16 protein-coding genes are annotated in these 19,350 nt (G+C 60.2%); 11 read left to right on the top strand and 5 right to left on the bottom strand.

Features of this window, described 5'->3' with window-relative positions; genetic code table 11:
• The first annotated feature begins 262 nt into the window (after window positions 1–262).
• From rpoE to CKW29_RS04055, 4 genes are all read left to right on the top strand, one after another.
• Window positions 263–844, top strand: a complete 582-nt coding sequence (rpoE, locus tag CKW29_RS04070; RefSeq protein ID WP_003172477.1) for an RNA polymerase sigma factor RpoE — start codon at window positions 263–265, stop codon at window positions 842–844.
• A 30-nt stretch (window positions 845–874) separates the two neighbouring features.
• Window positions 875–1,462, top strand: a complete 588-nt coding sequence (locus tag CKW29_RS04065) for a sigma-E factor negative regulatory protein (RefSeq protein ID WP_095078452.1) — start codon at window positions 875–877, stop codon at window positions 1,460–1,462.
• 8 nt (window positions 1,463–1,470) lie between these two features.
• Complete coding sequence (locus CKW29_RS04060; protein ID WP_095147973.1) at window positions 1,471–2,430, top strand: MucB/RseB C-terminal domain-containing protein; 960 nt, start codon at window positions 1,471–1,473, stop codon at window positions 2,428–2,430.
• 256 nt (window positions 2,431–2,686) lie between these two features.
• The gene (locus tag CKW29_RS04055; protein WP_371850784.1) at window positions 2,687–4,114 is read left to right on the top strand and encodes a DegQ family serine endoprotease; all 1,428 of its coding nucleotides are present in this window, start codon (window positions 2,687–2,689) and stop codon (window positions 4,112–4,114) included.
• A gap of 238 nt (window positions 4,115–4,352) precedes the next feature.
• On the opposite strand, the gene CKW29_RS04050 is transcribed toward CKW29_RS04055, so the two are convergent.
• The gene (locus CKW29_RS04050) at window positions 4,353–7,247 is read right to left on the bottom strand and encodes a ribonucleoside-diphosphate reductase subunit alpha (protein WP_095147971.1); all 2,895 of its coding nucleotides are present in this window, start codon (window positions 7,245–7,247) and stop codon (window positions 4,353–4,355) included.
• Between the two features lie 736 nt (window positions 7,248–7,983).
• Here CKW29_RS04050 and CKW29_RS04045 point away from each other — a divergent pair.
• Window positions 7,984–8,709, top strand: a complete 726-nt coding sequence (locus CKW29_RS04045; RefSeq protein WP_095144058.1) for a response regulator — start codon at window positions 7,984–7,986, stop codon at window positions 8,707–8,709.
• A complete protein-coding gene (locus CKW29_RS04040; protein ID WP_095144057.1) occupies window positions 8,706–10,322 on the top strand; it encodes an ATP-binding protein in 1,617 nt (538 codons plus the stop codon). Before CKW29_RS04045 ends, CKW29_RS04040 begins: the two co-directional genes overlap by 4 nt.
• A gap of 4 nt (window positions 10,323–10,326) precedes the next feature.
• Here the strand turns inward: CKW29_RS04040 and CKW29_RS04035 are convergent, their stop codons facing one another.
• Window positions 10,327–11,052: a 4'-phosphopantetheinyl transferase gene (locus tag CKW29_RS04035; RefSeq protein ID WP_095144056.1), complete on the bottom strand. Its 726-nt coding sequence runs from the start codon at window positions 11,050–11,052 to the stop codon at window positions 10,327–10,329.
• 195 nt (window positions 11,053–11,247) lie between these two features.
• Between CKW29_RS04035 and CKW29_RS04030 the strand changes: the two genes are divergently transcribed.
• The 3 genes from CKW29_RS04030 to CKW29_RS04020 all read left to right on the top strand — a co-directional run bounded on the left by CKW29_RS04030 (window position 11,248) and on the right by CKW29_RS04020 (window position 13,981).
• Window positions 11,248–11,847, top strand: coding sequence for a hypothetical protein (locus tag CKW29_RS04030; protein WP_095144055.1), 600 nt, complete (start codon window positions 11,248–11,250; stop codon window positions 11,845–11,847).
• A 113-nt stretch (window positions 11,848–11,960) separates the two neighbouring features.
• Entirely contained in the window at window positions 11,961–12,638 is a 678-nt protein-coding gene (locus CKW29_RS04025; RefSeq protein ID WP_095144054.1) for a response regulator transcription factor, read from the top strand.
• Window positions 12,635–13,981 carry an ATP-binding protein gene (locus CKW29_RS04020; protein ID WP_095144053.1) on the top strand — a complete coding sequence of 449 codons (1,347 nt, stop codon included), beginning with the start codon at window positions 12,635–12,637 and terminating at the stop codon, window positions 13,979–13,981. Before CKW29_RS04025 ends, CKW29_RS04020 begins: the two co-directional genes overlap by 4 nt.
• Before the next feature lie 36 nt (window positions 13,982–14,017).
• Here CKW29_RS04020 and CKW29_RS04015 read toward each other — a convergent pair whose 3' ends face one another.
• The gene (locus CKW29_RS04015) at window positions 14,018–15,016 is read right to left on the bottom strand and encodes an AraC family transcriptional regulator (RefSeq protein ID WP_095144052.1); all 999 of its coding nucleotides are present in this window, start codon (window positions 15,014–15,016) and stop codon (window positions 14,018–14,020) included.
• A 335-nt stretch (window positions 15,017–15,351) separates the two neighbouring features.
• On the opposite strand from CKW29_RS04015, the gene CKW29_RS04005 reads away from it, so the two are divergent.
• Both CKW29_RS04005 and CKW29_RS04000 read left to right on the top strand, forming a co-directional pair.
• On the top strand, window positions 15,352–16,686 hold the full coding sequence (locus CKW29_RS04005) for a dicarboxylate/amino acid:cation symporter (protein ID WP_095144050.1): 1,335 nt from the start codon (window positions 15,352–15,354) through the stop codon (window positions 16,684–16,686).
• 146 nt (window positions 16,687–16,832) lie between these two features.
• On the top strand, window positions 16,833–18,014 hold the full coding sequence (locus CKW29_RS04000) for a CaiB/BaiF CoA-transferase family protein (protein WP_095144049.1): 1,182 nt from the start codon (window positions 16,833–16,835) through the stop codon (window positions 18,012–18,014).
• A gap of 26 nt (window positions 18,015–18,040) precedes the next feature.
• Here the strand turns inward: CKW29_RS04000 and CKW29_RS03995 are convergent, their stop codons facing one another.
• Together CKW29_RS03995 and CKW29_RS03990 are read right to left on the bottom strand one after the other, a co-directional pair.
• Window positions 18,041–18,535 carry a SprT family zinc-dependent metalloprotease gene (locus CKW29_RS03995; protein ID WP_095078439.1) on the bottom strand — a complete coding sequence of 165 codons (495 nt, stop codon included), beginning with the start codon at window positions 18,533–18,535 and terminating at the stop codon, window positions 18,041–18,043.
• A gap of 183 nt (window positions 18,536–18,718) precedes the next feature.
• Complete coding sequence (locus CKW29_RS03990; protein ID WP_095078438.1) at window positions 18,719–19,321, bottom strand: Yip1 family protein; 603 nt, start codon at window positions 19,319–19,321, stop codon at window positions 18,719–18,721.
• Between the last annotated feature and the right edge of the window lie 29 nt (window positions 19,322–19,350).

Here is a 19,350-nt window from a genome sequence, read left to right as displayed (position 1 = left end):
TCAAGCTCAATAGACGGTTGCCTGAAACAAGGGACAGCGTCGGTTTGCGCAGGATCCGTGTTTCGGTCCTTGCGAATGGATTCGACGACAAGATTATTGGCGCAGCCGGCCAAGCCGGTGCTGCGCTTTTCGTGTGTGCCAAATCAGAGCACGCAGGAAACTTGCCTGGAGGGGGAGAACTTTTGCGAAAAGCACGAGTCTATGTTTGCAAGCCTGATCGATTAGTGATGCAAGCCTCCTCCGAGCTTATCGAGGAGTGTTCATGCTAACCCAGGAAGAGGATCAGCAGCTGGTCGAGCGCGTTCAGCGTGGCGACAAGCGTGCGTTCGATCTGCTAGTGCTGAAATACCAGCACAAAATTCTCGGGTTGATCGTGCGTTTCGTGCACGACACCCATGAAGCCCAGGATGTCGCACAGGAAGCTTTTATCAAGGCTTACCGTGCACTTGGTAATTTTCGCGGGGACAGCGCGTTTTATACGTGGCTTTACCGTATCGCCATCAACACGGCGAAAAACTATCTGGTTTCACGCGGCCGTCGGCCGCCGGATAGCGATGTCAGTTCCGAGGATGCAGAGTTCTACGATGGCGATCACGGCCTCAAGGACCTCGAATCGCCCGAGCGGGCATTGCTACGCGATGAGATCGAAGGCACCGTCCATCGAACCATCCAGCAACTGCCAGAAGATTTGCGTACGGCTTTAACTTTACGTGAATTCGACGGTCTGAGTTACGAGGACATTGCGAGCGTCATGCAGTGTCCGGTGGGTACCGTGCGCTCCCGGATTTTCCGCGCCCGGGAGGCCATCGATAAAGCCCTGCAGCCGTTGTTGCAGGAAAACTGAGACAGCGGCGACAGCCAAGAGAGGAACGCCATGAGTCGTGAAGCCCTGCAGGAATCGCTGTCCGCAGTGATGGATAACGAAGCGGACGAACTGGAATTGCGTCGGGTATTGAATGCCTTTGACGATGTTGAAACCCGCGAAACCTGGGCTCGCTACCAGATCGCTCGTGCCGTCATGCACAAGGACTTGCTGATCCCGCGTCTTGACCTTGCCTCGGCCGTTTCGGCCGCGCTGGCTGACGAAGCCGTACCGGCAAAAGCCAGTCGCGGACCTTGGCGCAGCCTGGGTCGTCTGGCGGTAGCCGCTTCGGTGACTCTTGCTGTCTTGGCGGGTGTGCGCCTGTACAACCAGGACGAGATCGCCGGTGTCGAACTGGCCCAGCAATCGACCCAACCCGGCCTGAGCGTTCCTCAAGTCAAGGGCCCCGCCGTATTGGCAGGCTACAATGAAGGTTCGCAAGCCACAGGTCCCATGGCCAATGGCGTATTGCAAGGTCAGCCAGGCTGGCACGATCAGCGTCTGCCAGGCTATTTGCGTCAACATGCTCAACAAGCTGCACTCAAAGGCACTGAAAGTGCCCTGCCTTACGCTCGTGCAGCGAGCCTGGAAAACCGTTAAGGAGGATCATGCGCGCCATACCTCTACTTACGCTGTTGCTTAGCGGCTGGTTTGTTGTTCCAGCCCATGCCGATGAGGCTCAGGAATGGTTGACCCGTCTGAGCCAGGCCGAGCAGCAGCAAAGCTTTCAAGGCACTTTCGTTTACGAGCGTAACGGTAGTTTTTCTACCCACAACATCTGGCATCGTGTCCAGGAAGGCAAAGTCCTCGAGCGTTTGCTTCAGCTCGACGGCTCGGCCCAGGAAGTCGTACGCATTGATGGGCGTACTCAATGCGTCAGCGGCAGCCTGGTGGCGGGGCTGGGGGATGCGCCCGATACCTCCGCTCGTGTATTGGACTCGCAAAAGCTCAAGAATTGGTACGACCTTGCCGTCATCGGCAAGTCGCGCGTGGCCGGGCGGCCAGCGGTGATTGTTTCGCTGACGCCCCGTGACCAGCATCGCTATGGTTTCGAACTGCACCTGGATCGCGAAACCGGCCTGCCATTGAAGTCATTGTTGCTGAATGAAAAAGGGCAGTTGCTGGAGCGATTCCAGTTCACTCGCCTGGATACGGCCGACGTACCGACCGATCACGATCTGCAGGCCACTGCCGAGTGCAAGCCCGTGGTGCTCGAAGGCGACAAGGCGTCTGCTGTCAAAACCGCTCAGGACTGGCATTCCGACTGGTTGCCGCCGGGCTTTGAGCTGACCGCCAGTGGCGCACACAAGGATCCGCAGACCAAGGCTCAAGTCAGCAGCCTGATGTATGACGATGGCCTGGCACGCTTTTCGGTATTCCTTGAGCCGCTCAATGGCGCAGCGGTCACCGATACCCGTACTCAGCTGGGGCCAACCGTTGCCGTTTCCCGGCGCCTGACCACTCCCAAAGGCGAGATCATGGTCACGGTAGTGGGGGAAATCCCCATCGGTACCGCTGAACGGATTGCGCTCTCCATGCGCACCGACGCCGCTACGGTCAAGCAGTAAGTCGATCCGGTGACGCTCATCGAACGACGGCTCGTTTGTGCACAAGGTCAGTCAATGTCCACGTCACAATCGAGATGTCGAAATGTTTGGTGAGCATTTCAATTTGCAAAAAACCTTAAATTTTTTTATAGGTCAGGGTCCCTCGGCTCTGGCCTTGTATAGTTGTTCCCGGAACAAAAGTACCGGTGCATGTTTCCCCGGTGTTTCTTGCTCCATATCGCTTAACCATGCTCGTCGTAACGGGAGCCGTATGTCGATACCACGTTTGAAATCCTGCCTGACCATTTTTGCCACTGTGCTGGTGCTGGGTCAGGCCGTCACTGCCCAGGCAGCCGAGCTGCCTGACTTTACACAGCTGGTTGAGCAGGCCTCACCCGCGGTGGTGAATATCAGTACCACCCAGAAATTGCCCGATCGCAAGGTATCCAGCCAGCAGATGCCTGACCTGGAAGGTTTGCCGCCGATGCTGCGCGAGTTTTTCGAGCGAGGCATGCCGCCTCAGACGCGCCCCCCTCGTGGTGATCGCCAGCGTGAAGCGCAATCCCTCGGTTCGGGGTTCATCATCTCGCCTGATGGCTACGTCCTGACCAACAACCATGTGATCGCCGATGCGGATGAAATTATCGTGCGCCTGGCGGACCGTAGTGAGCTCAAGGCCAAAGTGATTGGCGCTGACCCGCGTTCCGACGTGGCGTTGCTGAAGGTCGAAGGCAAGGATCTGCCGGTCCTGAAATTGGGCAAGTCCCAGGACCTGAAAGCCGGGCAATGGGTCGTGGCCATCGGTTCGCCGTTCGGCTTTGACCACACCGTGACGCAAGGCATCGTCAGCGCCATCGGGCGCAGCCTGCCGAACGAGAACTATGTACCGTTCATCCAGACCGACGTGCCGATCAACCCGGGTAACTCCGGTGGTCCGCTGTTCAACCTGGCGGGCGAAGTGGTGGGGATCAACTCGCAGATCTACACCCGCTCCGGTGGCTTCATGGGCGTTTCGTTCGCCATCCCGATCGACGTTGCCATGGATGTTTCCAATCAGCTGAAAGCCGGTGGCAAGGTGAGCCGTGGCTGGTTGGGCGTGGTCATCCAGGAAGTCAACAAGGACCTCGCCGAGTCCTTTGGCCTGGACAAGCCTGCCGGTGCGCTGGTGGCCCAGATTCAGGACGATGGTCCGGCCGCCAAGGGTGGCTTGCAGGTTGGTGACGTGATTCTGACCATGAACGATCAGCCGATTGTTATGTCGGCGGACCTGCCTCACCTGGTGGGCGCGCTGAAGGCTGGCGCCAAGGCCAATCTTGAAGTGATTCGCGACGGTAAGCGCAAAAACGTCGAACTGACCGTGGGGGCGATTCCGGAAGAAGGCAAAGAGCTCGATGCCCTTGCTAATAAATCCGGTGTCGAGCGCAGCAGCAATCGCCTGGGCGTTGCCGTGGTCGAGCTCAGCGATGAGCAAAAGAAAGCGTTCGACCTCAAGAGCGGCGTTGTGATCAAGGAAGTGCTGGAGGGTCCTGCCGCGCTGATTGGCTTGCAGCCAGGCGATGTGATCACTCACCTGAACAACCAGGCCATCGGTTCGGCCAAGGAGTTCACGGAGATCGCCAAGGCGTTGCCGAAGAACCGTTCGGTGTCGATGCGGGTTCTGCGTCAGGGGCGTGCCAGCTTCATTACCTTCAAGCTGGCTGAGTAACCCGGTTACTCGCTTGTAAAAGAAACGCCTCGCAAGAGGCGTTTTTTTTCGTCTGCACAAAGCCTCTGGAGGCTGTGTGGCCGTCGGTTGGAGGGGGGGCGATACCTGCTGGTCCGGTTTGCGTGGCGGCTGGTGGTGGCTGTCAGTGCTTTTCCCGGGGCAAAAGAAAACCCCCGATAAACCCAGGGGGGCTATCGGGGGTTTCAGGCAGGCGCCTTGCGGCGCCTGCCGGCTCAGCTTATTGGCAAGCTTCGCAATCCGGCTCGTCGATGGCGCAAGCCTTCGGCACTGGAGCAGGGCCGGCTGGGGCAGCCAGGACCGAGTCGTCACCGTGGTTGCCGCCGCTGGAAACAGCGTTCAGCTTACCGGTGTTGATGGTCGACTTCTCGGTGCTGGTCGCGGCCAGGGCGCGGAGGTAGTAAGTGGTTTTCAGGCCACGGTACCAGGCCATGCGGTAGGTCACGTCCAGCTTCTTGCCCGAAGCGCCAGCGATGTACAGGTTCAGGGACTGAGCCTGGTCGATCCACTTCTGACGACGGCTGGCCGCGTCGACGATCCACTTGGTGTCCACTTCGAAGGCTGTCGCGTAGAGCTCTTTGAGTTCTTGCGGGATGCGCTCGATCTGCTGCACCGAACCGTCGTAGTACTTCAGGTCGTTGATCATGACCGAGTCCCACAGGCCGCGAGCCTTGAGGTCGCGAACCAGGTACGGGTTGATCACGGTGAATTCGCCCGACAGGTTCGATTTCACATAGAGGTTCTGGTAGGTCGGTTCGATCGACTGCGACACGCCAGTGATGTTGGCGATGGTGGCGGTCGGTGCGATGGCCATGATGTTGGAGTTACGAATACCTTTCTGCACACGGGCGCGTACCGGCGCCCAGTCCAGGGTTTCGTTCAGGTCAACGTCGATGTACTTCTGGCCGCGGGCCTCGATCAGGATCTGTTGCGAGTCCAGCGGCAGGATGCCTTTGGACCACAGCGAACCCTGGAACGTCTCGTAGGCGCCACGCTCGTCAGCCAGGTCGCAGGAAGCCTGGATCGCGTAGTAGCTGACCGCTTCCATCGACTTGTCGGCGAACTCGACGGCCGCGTCGGAGCCGTAAGGGATGTGCTGCAGGTACAGAGCGTCCTGGAAGCCCATGATGCCCAGGCCGACCGGACGGTGCTTGAAGTTGGAGTTCTTCGCTTGCGGCACCGAGTAGTAGTTGATGTCGATCACGTTGTCGAGCATGCGCACGGCAGTGTTGACGGTGCGCTCCAGCTTGGCGGTGTCGAGCTTGCCGCCCACGATGTGGTTCGGCAGGTTGATCGAACCCAGGTTGCAAACGGCGATCTCGTCCTTGTTGGTGTTCAAGGTGATCTCGGTGCACAGGTTCGAGCTGTGGACCACGCCCACGTGCTGCTGCGGGCTGCGCAGGTTGCATGGGTCCTTGAAGGTCAGCCATGGGTGGCCGGTTTCAAACAGCATGGACAGCATTTTGCGCCACAGGTCTTTGGCCTGGATGGTCTTGAACAGCTTGACCTTGCCCGGGTACTCGGTCAGGGCTTCGTAGTACTCGTAGCGCTCTTCGAAGGCCTTGCCGGTCAGGTCGTGCAGGTCCGGTACTTCGGACGGCGAGAACAGGGTCCACTTGCCGTCATCGAAGACGCGCTTCATGAACAGGTCAGGGATCCAGTTGGCGGTGTTCATGTCGTGGGTACGACGACGATCATCACCGGTGTTCTTGCGCAGCTCGATGAACTCTTCGATGTCCATGTGCCAGGTTTCCAGGTAGGCACAGACAGCGCCCTTGCGCTTGCCACCCTGGTTAACCGCTACGGCGGTGTCGTTCACTACTTTCAGGAATGGAACCACGCCTTGCGACTTGCCGTTGGTGCCCTTGATGTACGAACCCAGCGCGCGAACCGGAGTCCAGTCGTTGCCCAGGCCGCCGGCGAATTTCGACAGCATGGCGTTGTCGTGGATCGCGTGGTAGATGCCCGACAGGTCGTCCGGCACGGTGGTCAGGTAGCAGCTCGACAGCTGTGGACGCAGGGTGCCGGCGTTGAACAGGGTCGGGGTCGAGGACATGTAGTCGAAGGACGACAACAGGTTGTAGAACTCGATCGCACGGTCTTCTTTGTTCTTTTCTTCGATTGCCAGGCCCATGGCCACGCGCATGAAGAAGATCTGCGGCAGTTCGAAGCGCACGCCATCCTTGTGGATGAAGTAACGGTCGTACAGGGTTTGCAGGCCCAGGTAGGTGAACTGCTGGTCGCGCTCGTGGTTGATCGCCTTGCCGAGTTTTTCCAGGTCGAAGGACGCCAGGACCGGGTTCAGCAATTCGAATTCGATCCCTTTCGCGATATAGGCGGGTAGCGCCTTGGCGTACAGGTCGACCATTTCGTGGTGAGTGGCGCTCTCGGCGACGCCGAGGAAGCCCAGGCCTTCGGCACGCAGGGTGTCCATCAGCAGGCGAGCGGTCACGAACGAGTAGTTTGGCTCACGTTCGACCAGGGTACGGGCGGTCATCACCAGGGCGGTGTTGACGTCGGTCAGGGCCACGCCGTCGTACAGGTTTTTCAGGGTTTCGCGCTGGATCAGGTCGCCATCGACTTCTTCCAGGCCTTCACAGGCTTCGGTCACGATGGTGTTCAGGCGGCCCATGTCCAGTGGCGCCAGGGAGCCATCGGCACGGGTGATGCGGATCGACGGGTGAGCCTGTACCGCTTCCTCGGCAGGGGCGCGCACGGCGCGCTCCTTGGAGCGGGCGTCACGGTAGATCACGTAGTCGCGCGCCACTTTCTGCTCGCCGGCACGCATCAGGGCCAGTTCGACCTGGTCCTGGATTTCTTCGATGTGGATGGTGCCGCCCGATGGCATGCGACGCTTGAAGGTCGCGCTGACCTGTTCGGTCAGGCGGGCAACGGTGTCGTGGATTCGCGACGAGGCGGCAGCGGTGCCGCCTTCAACTGCGAGAAACGCTTTGGTGATAGCGACGGTGATTTTGTCATCGGTGTAAGGAACGACAGTGCCGTTACGCTTGATCACACGCAATTGGCCAGGCGCGGTGGCGGACAGATCCGAATTCGAATCAGCGCCCTGCGGCAAGGTGCCTTGCGGGTTCTCGCGAGTTGTGTCGGTTTGCATGGGGGGGTGTCTCCACATTCTCTATGTTTGTTTGGGCACCATCACGGTGCCCACCGTTCCGTCCTGAAGCACTACAACCGGCAAGCGCCGGGCATAACAACTTCGGGACAGTAGGAAGGGGCTGTCGTGCGCCGCTTCCATGCCGAAGTCTTTGGTTTCAAGCCAGGGGCTGAAAACCGAATTCCGTTTGGGTGACAGTAAATGACTGCAACACCCGTACCGTTTTCGCTGTTTTGAGTTGGAAAACGGTCGCCATCCGCGGGAGCGGTTTGGGCTTCTGAAAAAGCGTTTGGTTCAACCAAAAACATGCAAGAAAAGCACTTGAGTTTCTTGTCTGATTTGTGTTTGGTTTTCAGCTCGAAACCCTACATCTAGGGGTTTTTTTAGCGTGAGCTACAAGATAATGCGTTTTAGGGGGTGATTGCAACGTACTACCTGTGGATAAAGCTGTGCGTAAAATGTGTATGAAACGGCCGATCGTCGTGTAGGCCGCGACCTTGCTGGGGTAGACCGTTTGTCACTGTTTTTTACCCTGGAAAATAGCCTTGGGCGGATTTTTGCGGGCGCGAACCCTACCACAAAAAAACGCAGTTACCGAGCGCATTTGCCAGCTTGTGTTCTCGAGGGGAGGCGTTGCTACAATCGGCTGCTGCCCATGCAGTTTTATCCACTCCAATCATTACAAAAAGACGTGTGGATTCTTCCTTAATAGTGTTCTGGCAAGCAGAGGTCACCCGTGGAGCAAGAAGCCTGGCAGGTATTGATTGTCGAGGACGACCAGCGCCTGGCTGAGTTGACTCGTGAGTACCTGGAAAGCAATGGACTGCGTGTTGCCATCGAAGGCAATGGCGCGTTGGCGGCGGCACGGATTATCGCCGAGCAACCGGACCTGGTGATCCTTGACCTGATGCTGCCCGGCGAAGATGGTTTGACGATTTGCCGCAAGGCCCGCGATCGCTACGACGGACCGATCCTGATGCTCACCGCACGTACCGACGACATGGACCAGATCCAGGGCCTGGACATGGGGGCCGACGACTACGTGTGCAAACCGGTACGACCACGCTTGTTGCTGGCGCGTATCCAGGCGTTGCTGCGGCGCAGCGAGACGCCCGAGCCGGCGGCTCCCGAAAAGCTCCGTCGTTTGCAGTTTGGCCCGTTGGTGGTCGACCACGCGTTGCGCGAGGCCTGGCTACATGGCAATGGCATCGAGCTGACCAGTGCCGAGTTCGACCTGCTGTGGCTGCTGGTAGCCAACGCCGGGCGGATTCTGTCCCGCGAAGAGATTTTTACCGCCCTGCGCGGCATTGGATATGACGGCCAGGACCGCTCCATCGATGTACGCATTTCCAGGATCCGCCCGAAAATAGGCGATGACCCGGAACATCCGCGCCTGATCAAGACCATTCGCAGCAAGGGCTACCTGTTCGTTCCCGAAGCCTGTGCAGACCAGCCCCTGTGAACTCGATCTTCCTGCGCATCTACGGCGGCATGTGTGCTGCTCTGATACTGGTGGCTGTGCTCGGGGTGCTGGCCTTGCACTTGCTTAATGAGGTGCGCAGCGAGCAATACCGGGAACGGCTGGCCCATGGCACGTTTTCGCTGATGGCCGACAACCTGCGGCCGATGAACGAGACCGAGCGACATCGGGCGCTGCTGGTGTGGGAGCGTTTGCTGGGCATTCCGTTGAGTGTGCAGACCTTCAGCCAGACGAATCTCGACCTGGGTCAGCGTACCCGCGTGCTGCGCGGCCAGGCGCTGGTGGAGCAGACAGGCCCGCACGCGGCCAAGGTCTACCGTCTGGTCAGCGACAAGGAGCAACTGGTGCTCACCGGGGAGGTGCAGCAGATCAGCGAGCAACTGGCGCGGGCGACTATTTACCTGCTGGCCGATGAGTTGGTGCGCTACCCGGTGGCTGAGCAGCCCAAGCGCCTGGAGGCCTTGAAGAAGGACAAGGGGTTCGGCTTCGAGCTGAACCTGGTCACGGTGGACCAGGCCGACATGGACGAGGACCAGCGACGTCGTGTGTCCGAGGGCGACACGGTGATGGCGTTGGGCAAGGGCGGCGATTCGATCCGGGTATTTGCCGGGATGGTGGGCACGCCGTGGGTACTGGAAATCGGCCCTCTGTATCAAATGAACCCTTATCCGCCGGAGTGGCTGATCTTGATCGCGGTGCTGGGGCTGTGCCTGATCGGCTTGATCGTCTATTTGTTGGTGCGACAACTGGAGCGTCGACTCAGTGGCCTGGAGTCGGCCGCGACGCGAATCGCCAAGGGCAGCCTGGAGACCCGGGTGCCGACACGAGGGGCGGACTCGGTCGGGCGTCTGGCGGCCGCCTTCAACGGGATGGCCGAACACCTGCAGCAACTGCTGGCGATTCAGCGCGAGCTGGTGCGCGCGGTGTCCCATGAACTGCGCACGCCCGTTGCGCGATTGCGTTTTGGCCTGGAAATGATCAGTTCGGCGACCACGCCACAGGCGCGCGACAAGTACCTCGAAGGCATGGATCACGACATCCAGGACCTGGACGGTCTGGTGGACGAAATGCTCACTTATGCACGACTGGAGCAGGGCTCGCCGGCACTGAACTTCCAGCGGGTGGACCTGGATGCCCTGGTCAATCAGGTGATCAGCGAGCTGGCGCCGCTGCGGGCCAACGTGACGGTGCAGCGCGGCTTGTGCCTGTCGGCGGCCGATTGTGATGGTGCCTGGGTCGAAGCCGAACCCCGCTACCTGCATCGTGCGCTGCAGAACCTGGTGGGCAACGCCATGCGTCATGCCCAGGCGCAGGTCTCGATCAGTTATCAGGTGGGCCAGCAACGGTGTCGCGTCGACGTCGAGGACGACGGCCCGGGCGTGCCGGAAAGTGCCTGGGAAAAAATCTTCACACCGTTTTTGCGTCTGGATGACAGTCGCACCCGAGCCTCGGGTGGCCACGGCCTTGGATTGTCTATCGTGCGCCGAATCGTGCATTGGCACGGTGGCCGGGCATTGATCAGCAGGAGCAAAAACCTGGGCGGGGCGTGTTTCAGCCTGAGCTGGCCGCGCAATCAGGAAAAGGCCGAACGCTGAGGGTTCAGGCCTTGATGCTGACCAGGCTCAGCAACTGCCCGTCCTTCATCCCGAACTGTGCGTCCAGTTCCTTGCCGTTATGCCACTCACTGGACAGGTCCGTCAGCAGGCGCAGGCGTACGTGGCCGTCTTCGGTCCACTCCAGCACCTGTGCATGCTCGAAGTAGAAGCGTTTTTGCACGATGGGGTAGAGCGCCTTGAACAGGCTTTCCTTGACTGAAAAGGTCAGGGTCACCCACAACGCCAATTGATCCCGGCTACCTGCCGCCATGCGCTCGAGTTCGCCTGGGGTGAGAATCTCACCGGCCAGGCGCTCGGCGCGTTCGGTGCTGAGCAGGTTTTCCAGGTCCATGCCCAGGCCTCGCCACTGCGCCTTGTGGGCAACGATCGCGGCGGCCCGGCCGGTGGTGTGGGTGATCGAGCCGCACAGGTGCGCTGGCCAGACCGGTGCACGATCCTCGCCAATGGCCGGTACACAGTCCAGCCCTGCCAGTTGCTGCAGCGCGGCGCGCGCGCACACCCGCCCGGCGAGAAACTCGGCCTGACGCTTGGCGACCGAGCGCTGGATGCTGGGGGGCGGCTCGATGGTGCAGCGGCGGAAATCCTCGTATTCCAGTCGGGCGGGATCGAACCGGGTACTGAGCAACACCGTGCCGGGCAGTGCATCAGGCAACGGCCAGTGGGCGTCGAGGGGCGTGCAGCAAGCGGGAATAGGGGGGGGCGAGTTCATACCGGCATTTTGCCGGGTTGGCCTGGGGCTGGATAGTCCTGGTGTGCGTGATCCTTCGGCAAGGACCCGCGCAGTGGATTCATCGCCGTCGAACTCGTTCAGCCGAGGTTCAGCGCGTGTTCAGGAGGAGTTCAGTGGCGGGTGGTTAACCTGCACGCATCCCCCAACAGCACGATGCGAACGAGGAAACACACTATGACTACTTTCAAGAAACTGATCCTGGCCATGACCGTACTGGGCGCCAGTGCCGCTGTTCAAGCCGCTGACGAAAACTTCGCCAGCCTGACCCTGGGCCAGACCAGCGACAAGGTCAGCAAATCCAGTGCACTGAACAAGAACCTGAATCACCCGAACACCGATGGCGTGATCGGCAAGGACACCACCTGGGGTGTGCGTCTGGGCCAGCAAAACGATGAGCGTCGGTACTATGCGACCTATGACAACGTCTCCGGCAGTCATAATGGCATCAAGTTGCGTCAGGAAAACCTCCTGGGCAGCTACGATATGTTCCTGCCAGTAACCAGCACCACCAAACTGTTTGGCGGCGGCACCGCCGGCCTGACCAAGCTGACTCAGGACTCGCCGGGCTACAGCCGCGACAGCGACATCGGTTATGCCATGGGCGTCCAGGCCGGTATCCTGCAACAGGTTTCGAAGAATGCCTCGGTAGAGCTGGGTTACCGTTACCTGCGCAGCAATGCCAGCACCGAAATGAGCGCCCAAGGCAGCAAGCAGGGCTCGTTGAGCCTGACCAGCAGCGCACAAACCTATCTGTCCGCCAACTACGCTTTCTGATATCCGGGTACCATCGAACCGCGCCGGATCAACCTTTGGGTGATCTGGCGCGGGTGTGTCAGCAAACTGGGTGCGGGCACCCGTGGAGACGTTGATTTGCCTGGGAGAGCGTTATGAAACTACTGGTCGTCGAAGACGAGGCGCTGTTGCGTCATCACCTGCACACGCGCCTGACCGAAAATGGCCACGTGGTGGAGCCTGTTGCCAACGCCGAAGAGGCCTTGTACCAGTCCGGTCAGTTCAACCATGACCTGGCGGTGATCGACCTGGGCCTGCCGGGCATGAGTGGGCTGGATCTGATTCGCCAATTGCGGTCTCAGGGCAAGACCTTCCCGATCCTGATCCTCACCGCGCGCGGCAACTGGCAGGATAAGGTTGAAGGCCTGGCCGCCGGAGCCGACGATTACGTGGTCAAGCCGTTCCAGTTCGAAGAGCTGGATGCGCGGCTGAATGCGCTGCTGCGCCGCTCCAGTGGCTTCACCCAGTCGACCATCATCGCCGGGCCGTTGCTGCTGGACCTCAATCGCAAGCAGGCGAGTCTCGACGACCAGCCGTTGGCACTCACCGCCTATGAGTATCGAATCCTCGAGTACCTGATGCGCCACCATCAGCAGGTGGTCGCCAAGGATCGCTTGATGGAGCAACTCTACCCGAATGACGACGAGCGCGATCCGAATGTGATCGAGGTGCTGGTAGGTCGCTTGCGGCGCAAGCTGGAAGCGCCGACCGGATTCAAACCGATCGAGACCGTGCGGGGCCTTGGCTACCTGTTCAATGAGCGCTGCAAGTGATTCGTTCGCTTCGGCTACGGCTGATGCTGGCCGCCACCACCTTGGCCGTGTTGTTCATGCTGGCGCTGTTGCCGGCCATGCAAGGCGCCTTCAGCCTGGCGCTGCAAGACTCGATCGAGCAGCGCCTGGCGTCGGACGTCACCACGCTTATCTCTGCGGCACGGGTTGAAAACAACCAGTTGAAGATGCCCTCGCAGCTGCCGGATGAGCGCTTCAATCTCGCCGACACTCGCTTGCTGGGCTACATCTATGACCGCGAAGGTCATCTGGTCTGGCGTTCGCGTGCGACTCAGGACGAGAGCATCAATTACAAGCCGCGTTACGACGGGCGCGGCAACGAGTTCGCGCGGATTCGCGAGGGCAACGGCCAGGAGTTCTTCGTCTATGACGTCGAAATCAAACTGCTGGGCGGCAAGAGTGCGGCGTTCAGCATCGTTGCGCTGCAACCGGTGCGTGAATACCAGCAGACCCTCGAAGGGGTGCGGGAGAATCTCTACCTGGGCTTTGGCGCAGCGTTGCTGGTACTGCTCGCCTTGCTCTGGATCGGCCTTACCTGGGGCTTGAACTCATTGCGGCGCTTGAGCCAGGAGCTGGATCAGATCGAAAGCGGTGAGCGCGAAAGCCTCAGCGAGGAACATCCGCGGGAACTGCTACGCCTGACCGGCTCCCTGAACCGGTTGCTAAGCAGTGAGCGGGAACAACGCAGCCGCTACCGCGACTCTCTGGACGATCTGGCCCACAGCCTGAAAACCCCGTTGGCGGTGCTGCAAGGGGTCAGTGAAGACATGGCCCAGCGACCTGAAGACCGGGAGCAGGCGTGGGTGCTGCAATCGCAGATCGAACGCATGAGCCAGCAAATCAGTTACCAGTTGCAGCGCGCCAGCTTGCGTAAAAGTGGTCTGGTGCGTCATCAGGTCCAGTTGCAGCCGGTGCTCAAGAGCCTGTGCGATACGCTGGACAAGGTCTACCGCGATAAGCGGGTCAAGGCCTCATTTGACCTGCCGGCCTCGTGCCATGTACCCATTGAGCAGGGCGCCTTGCTGGAAATGCTCGGCAACCTGTTGGAAAACGCCTATCGCCTGTGCCTGAGCGAAGTACATGTCAGCCTGCGCCAGACATTGGCAGGGATTGAGTTGTGCGTGGAAGACGATGGTCCGGGTGTTCCAGTGGATCAGCGAGCACGGATTCTCCAGCGCGGCGAACGGCTGGACCGTCAGCATCCGGGGCAGGGTATTGGTCTGGCGGTGGTCAAGGACATCATCGAAAGCTATGGCGCGCAGTTGACGCTGGGGGATTCTGACCTGGGTGGCGCGGCGTTCCGGATTCATTTCCCGGTACTGTGAAGCCTCTCTCGCCACGGAAGGGGCTCATGTTCACACTTAGCTCTCCTGCGCCCGATAGGCGCCTGGCGTTAACCCGGTCCACTTTTTGAACGCCCGGTGAAACGCCGAGGGCTCTGAAAAGCCCAGCTGCTCGGCGATCTGTTGCAATGACAGATCGGCGCGGCTCAGGTGATAAATCGCGATGTCGCGACGTAGCTGATCCTTCAACTCCTGAAAACTCGAACCCTCCTCACGCAAATGCCGACGCAATGTTTGCGGGCTGATGTGCAGGTGTGCGGCAACGGCCTCCAGATCCGGCCAGCGAGCGCTGTCGCGGCTGAGCAGGCGTCGTAGCTGGCTGCTCAAACTGTCGCCGTCATCCGGTCGCGAGAGCAGGTCGGCTGGCGAGTGCTCAAGGAAGTGCTTGAGGGTCCGTTCGTCCTGGAGCAAGGGCATGGACAGGTAGCGGCTGTGAAACAGCAGGCCGCTGTGTTCAGCGTCGAACGCCAGCGGGCAGGGAAACAGCAGGTCGTATTCGGCACCGTGCCCGGGTTTCGGGTAGCTGAAGCAGGCTTGCTCCAGGCGAATGCGCTGGCCGATCAGCCAGCTGCCCAGGCGATGCCAGATCACCAGCAGGCTTTCAGTGAGAAAGTGATCCGGATCCAGAAGCTGTGAATCATCCAGGCTCAAGCGCACCCAGTCGCCTTCACGGCTCAGGGTCAGGCTCGGAGCGTCGGGGAACAGGCTGTAGAACAACAGGCCGCGCTCCAGTGCTTTTTCCAGATTGCGGCAGTGGATCAGGGCGTGACACATCATGGCGAAGGTGCCGCGCTTGCTTGGGCGGCGGGCGAGCCCCAGGTACTCGTCGTCCAGCGCCAGCCACAGGCCTTGCAGCAGGGCCGTGAACTGCTCCGGTGCGATCCGGGCACGGGGTTCGTCGAGCAGTTCGGCGCTGATCCCGAGCCTGTGCAGCAGGCTTGAACAGTCGTAACCAACCCGACGCGCGCCATCGGTGGCCGCACGAGCAAAATGACTGGCAATGGTGCGTTCGCGCATGGGGGATGGTCCGTCCATTGAGTGGCGGATCTTAGCCATCACCCCGGGGTGGGGCAAGGCGGATATCCGCCAAATTGTAGGACGGGATTCGGTGGGTGGGCGGGAATCCGCCATCGGAAACGGCCCTCTCGGCAAGGGCGGATTCGCTGCGGCCCTTGTAGCAAAAGGCTTTCAGTGGATTTTTGAAAGGTGGCACGGGGTTTGCGATAGAGGCGAGAGGTCTGCCAGCGTGCAGCTCGACACAACAAATCCCTCCAGTGCAGGAGGGTTCGCACGGTAGGCGTCGCTTGCATCAGATGGATGATTGCAGCGCGGTGCTCTTGAGGAACTTTGCAATGACGACTCGTCAGCCACTGTACAAATCCCTGTATTTCCAGGTGATCGTTGCCATCGTTATCGGCATTTTGCTCGGTCACTTCTATCCGCAGACCGGGGTGGCGCTCAAGCCACTGGGTGACGGGTTCATCAAACTGATCAAGATGGTCATCGCACCGATCATCTTCTGTACCGTCGTCAGCGGTATCGCGGGCATGCAGAACATGAAGTCGGTCGGTAAAACCGGCGGCTACGCGTTGCTGTACTTCGAAATCGTTTCCACCATCGCGCTGTTGATCGGCCTGGTTGTGGTCAACGTCGTGCAGCCGGGCAACGGCATGCACATCGATGTATCGACGCTCGATGCCTCCAAGGTCGCCGCCTACGTCACTGCCGGTAAGGACCAGAGCATTGTCGGCTTTATCCTCAATGTGATCCCGAACACCATCGTTGGTGCCTTTGCCAACGGCGACATCCTGCAAGTGCTGATGTTCTCGGTGATCTTCGGTTTCGCCCTGCATCGCCTGGGTGCCTATGGCAAGCCAGTGCTGGACTTCATCGATCGCTTTGCCCACGTGATGTTCAACATCATCAACATGATCATGAAGCTGGCGCCCATCGGTGCGCTGGGTGCCATGGCCTTCACCATCGGCGCCTACGGTGTCGGCTCGCTGGTGCAGCTGGGGCAACTGATGATCTGCTTCTACATCACCTGCATCCTGTTCGTGGTGGTGGTACTGGGCGGCATCTGCCGTGCTCACGGTTTCAGCGTACTGAAACTGATCCGCTACATCCGTGAAGAGCTGCTGATCGTGCTGGGCACTTCCTCGTCCGAGTCCGCACTGCCGCGCATGCTGATCAAGATGGAGCGCCTGGGCGCACAGAAATCGGTGGTGGGCCTGGTGATCCCGACGGGTTATTCGTTCAACCTCGACGGCACGTCGATCTACCTGACCATGGCGGCGGTGTTCATCGCTCAGGCGACCGACACTCACATGGACATCACCCACCAGATCACCTTGCTGCTGGTGTTGTTGCTGTCTTCCAAAGGTGCTGCGGGCGTGACCGGTAGCGGCTTCATCGTGCTGGCCGCCACCCTGTCCGCCGTAGGCCACCTGCCGGTTGCCGGCCTGGCGCTGATCCTGGGTATCGACCGCTTCATGTCCGAAGCCCGCGCCCTGACGAACCTGGTGGGCAACGCGGTTGCCACCCTGGTCGTGGCCAAGTGGGTCAAGGAGCTGGACGAAGACAAGCTGCAGGTCGAGCTGGCTTCCGGTGGTCGCGGTATCTCCGACACCCGTGAAGTCGACGACCTGGGCGTGGCTGAAGGCCCAACCCCGACTTCCGTGAAGTAATTCACCCAAGTCGATGAAAAACCCGCTACGGCGGGTTTTTTCTTGCCCCGGATTTGAGCGCAACGGTCACTCGCGCTGATGCTTAAGGTGATTGCCGCCGGGCCATCGTCTGCCTAGGCTTGAGGTATCGCTCAAGGAGAAGGTTTATGCAGGGTCCATTGGCATCACTCAAGGTTCTGGATTTCTCGACGCTGTTGCCAGGGCCGTTTGCCTCGCTGTTGCTGGCGGACATGGGCGCCGAGGTAGTGCGCATCGAGTCGCCGACCCGCATGGACTTGTTGCGGGTATTGCCGCCCCACGACCAGGGCATCTCGGCCAGCCACGCCTACCTCAATCGCAACAAGCGCAGCCTGGCGCTGGATCTCAAGCAGCCCGAGGCGCTGGAGGTGGTCAAGCAGTTGCTGCAAGACCATGACATTGTCCTTGAGCAATTTCGCCCGGGCGTGATGGAGCGCCTGGGGCTGGGCTATGAGGCATTGAGGGCGATCAATCCGCGGCTGATTTACGTGTCGATCACCGGCTATGGCCAGACCGGTCCGTACAAGGATCGCGCCGGGCACGACATCAATTATCTGGCGCTGGCGGGAGTGGCCAGTTACACCGGGCGCAAGGACAGCGGGCCATTGCCGCTGGGGATTCAGGCGGCGGACATCGCCGGCGGATCATTGCATGGTGTCATCGGCTTGCTGGCAGCGGTGATTGCCCGCCAGCACAGCGGGCAGGGCCAGCACCTGGATGTGAGCATGACCGATTGCGCGTTCAGCCTGAATGCGATGGCGGGCGCGGGTTACCTGGCGTGCGGCGTGACGCCGGGGCGCGAGGACCAGGTGCTCAACGGTGGTAGCTTCTACGACTACTACAGCACGCGCGACGGACGCTGGTTGTCGGTGGGCAGCCTGGAGCCCGACTTCATGCAGCAATTGTGTACGGCGCTAGGCCAGCCGCACTTGGCGGCGCAGGGGCTGTCGCCCAGGCCCGAAGAGCAAAAGGCACTGAAGCTGGCGTTGCAGATCGAGTTCGAGAAACACGACTTCGCCGAGCTGTGCCAGTTGTTCACCGGGGTCGATGCGTGCGTCGAACCGGTGTTGAACCTGGCCGAAGCGGTGGAACATCCCCAGCTTAAAGCGAGGGAACTGGTGACTCAGGTTCCTCGCAGTGACGGCAGCACACAGGCGCAGATGGCCTGCCCGTTGAAATTCTCCGAGGGGCTGCCTGAACCTCGACATATCGGTGCGGCACTGGGGGCGCATACCGATCAGGTACTGAGTGAATTGGGGTACAGCCTGGAGCAGATTGCAGAGCTACGCCGCGCCAGGGTGGTTGTTTAGCGCCGATGCAGAGGCTGCCTATCCGGCTATTCAACTCGCATCTCGCCGCTGAACACCAGTGTGCCGCGGCACTGGCGGCACAGATAGCGTCGCCCTTGGCGCACCAGGCTGTGGCGCTGGGCTGAAAATGGGAAGTCGCTGCGGGCACACGGGCAGCGGTAGATGTAGCGGGTTACGCTGCGGCGTTTGACGGCGTAGGTGTGGCAGCGGTTGGGCGGCAGTTCATAGACGCCGCGCATGATCAGTTGCCACTCCTCGCCGTGTGGAGCAATGCGCTCACCGAACAATTGGTGGGCGATCAGGTGGGCGACTTCGTGGGCCACGGTCTGCTTGAGGAAGTCTTCGGTGTTTTCCCGATACAGTTGCGGATTGAAGCGCAGCAGATTCTCATGCAGATGGGCAACGCCGGCCTTCTGGCCACGCAACTTGAGGCTGACCACCGGGCGCTTGAAGGGGCGTTTGAAAAAGGATTCGGCTTGTTGGAAACAGTCTTCGACGCGGGTATTGAGTTGCTCGGGCATGCTTGGCGGTTCTCCAGAGGCGTCGAGTATGCTGCAAACCGCGTGCATTGCGAATCGCTCAGGTACCGAGTGGTCGTGGTCCAATCAAAAGGCCGCCTTGCGGCGGCCTGTGATGGCAGATCCTGATTTGTATTATCGGCGGCATCCCTGGCTCGCTCCAGTTGCCCGCGGTGATCGCCCGTTTTAGTTGGTATAGACCGGACCGACGCCCAGGCCCCAGACAATCACGGTGAATGCCATGATCGCAACCAGCACCACCAGCCCTACGGCGAGCACTGAACTTGAAAACAGAAAACCCTCGTCAGATGGAATGTTCATGAAGGTCGGCAACCCCACGTACAGCAGGTAAACCGTGTAGCAGATCGCTGCGGTGCCGACGATCATGCCCAGCCACATGTGTGGATAGAGCGCCGCCAGGCCCCCGATGAACAGCGGTGTGGCGGTGTAGGTGGCAAACGCGACGCAGCGTGCCAGGCTTGGGCTGGCGTCATAGGTGCGGGCCATCCAGTGGATGAACGCGCCCATCACCGCGACCCCGCCAAGCATCGCCAGGTACGACATGATGGTCATCCACAGTGCGCTTTCCATGGTCAGCATGACCGGGGCGCGACTGCCAATGACCCAGCCCACCTGGGTTGTACCGATAAACGCGGAAATTGCCGGTATCGCCGCCAGAATCAGCGTGTGAGTGAGGTACATGTGGCTGATGCTTTCCTCTTGGTCGCCACGAATCTCTTTCCATTCTTGATCTGGGTGGGTGAAAAGCCCCACGACGTGATGGATCATAATCAGTCACTCCTTCGTGATTGCTATCG

The sequence above is a fragment of the Pseudomonas sp. Irchel s3a18 genome (assembly GCF_900187535.1).
GTDB lineage: Bacteria > Pseudomonadota > Gammaproteobacteria > Pseudomonadales > Pseudomonadaceae > Aquipseudomonas.
The sequence above is the reverse complement of the archived record's forward strand: the minus strand, read 5'-3'. Positions and strand labels throughout refer to the sequence as shown.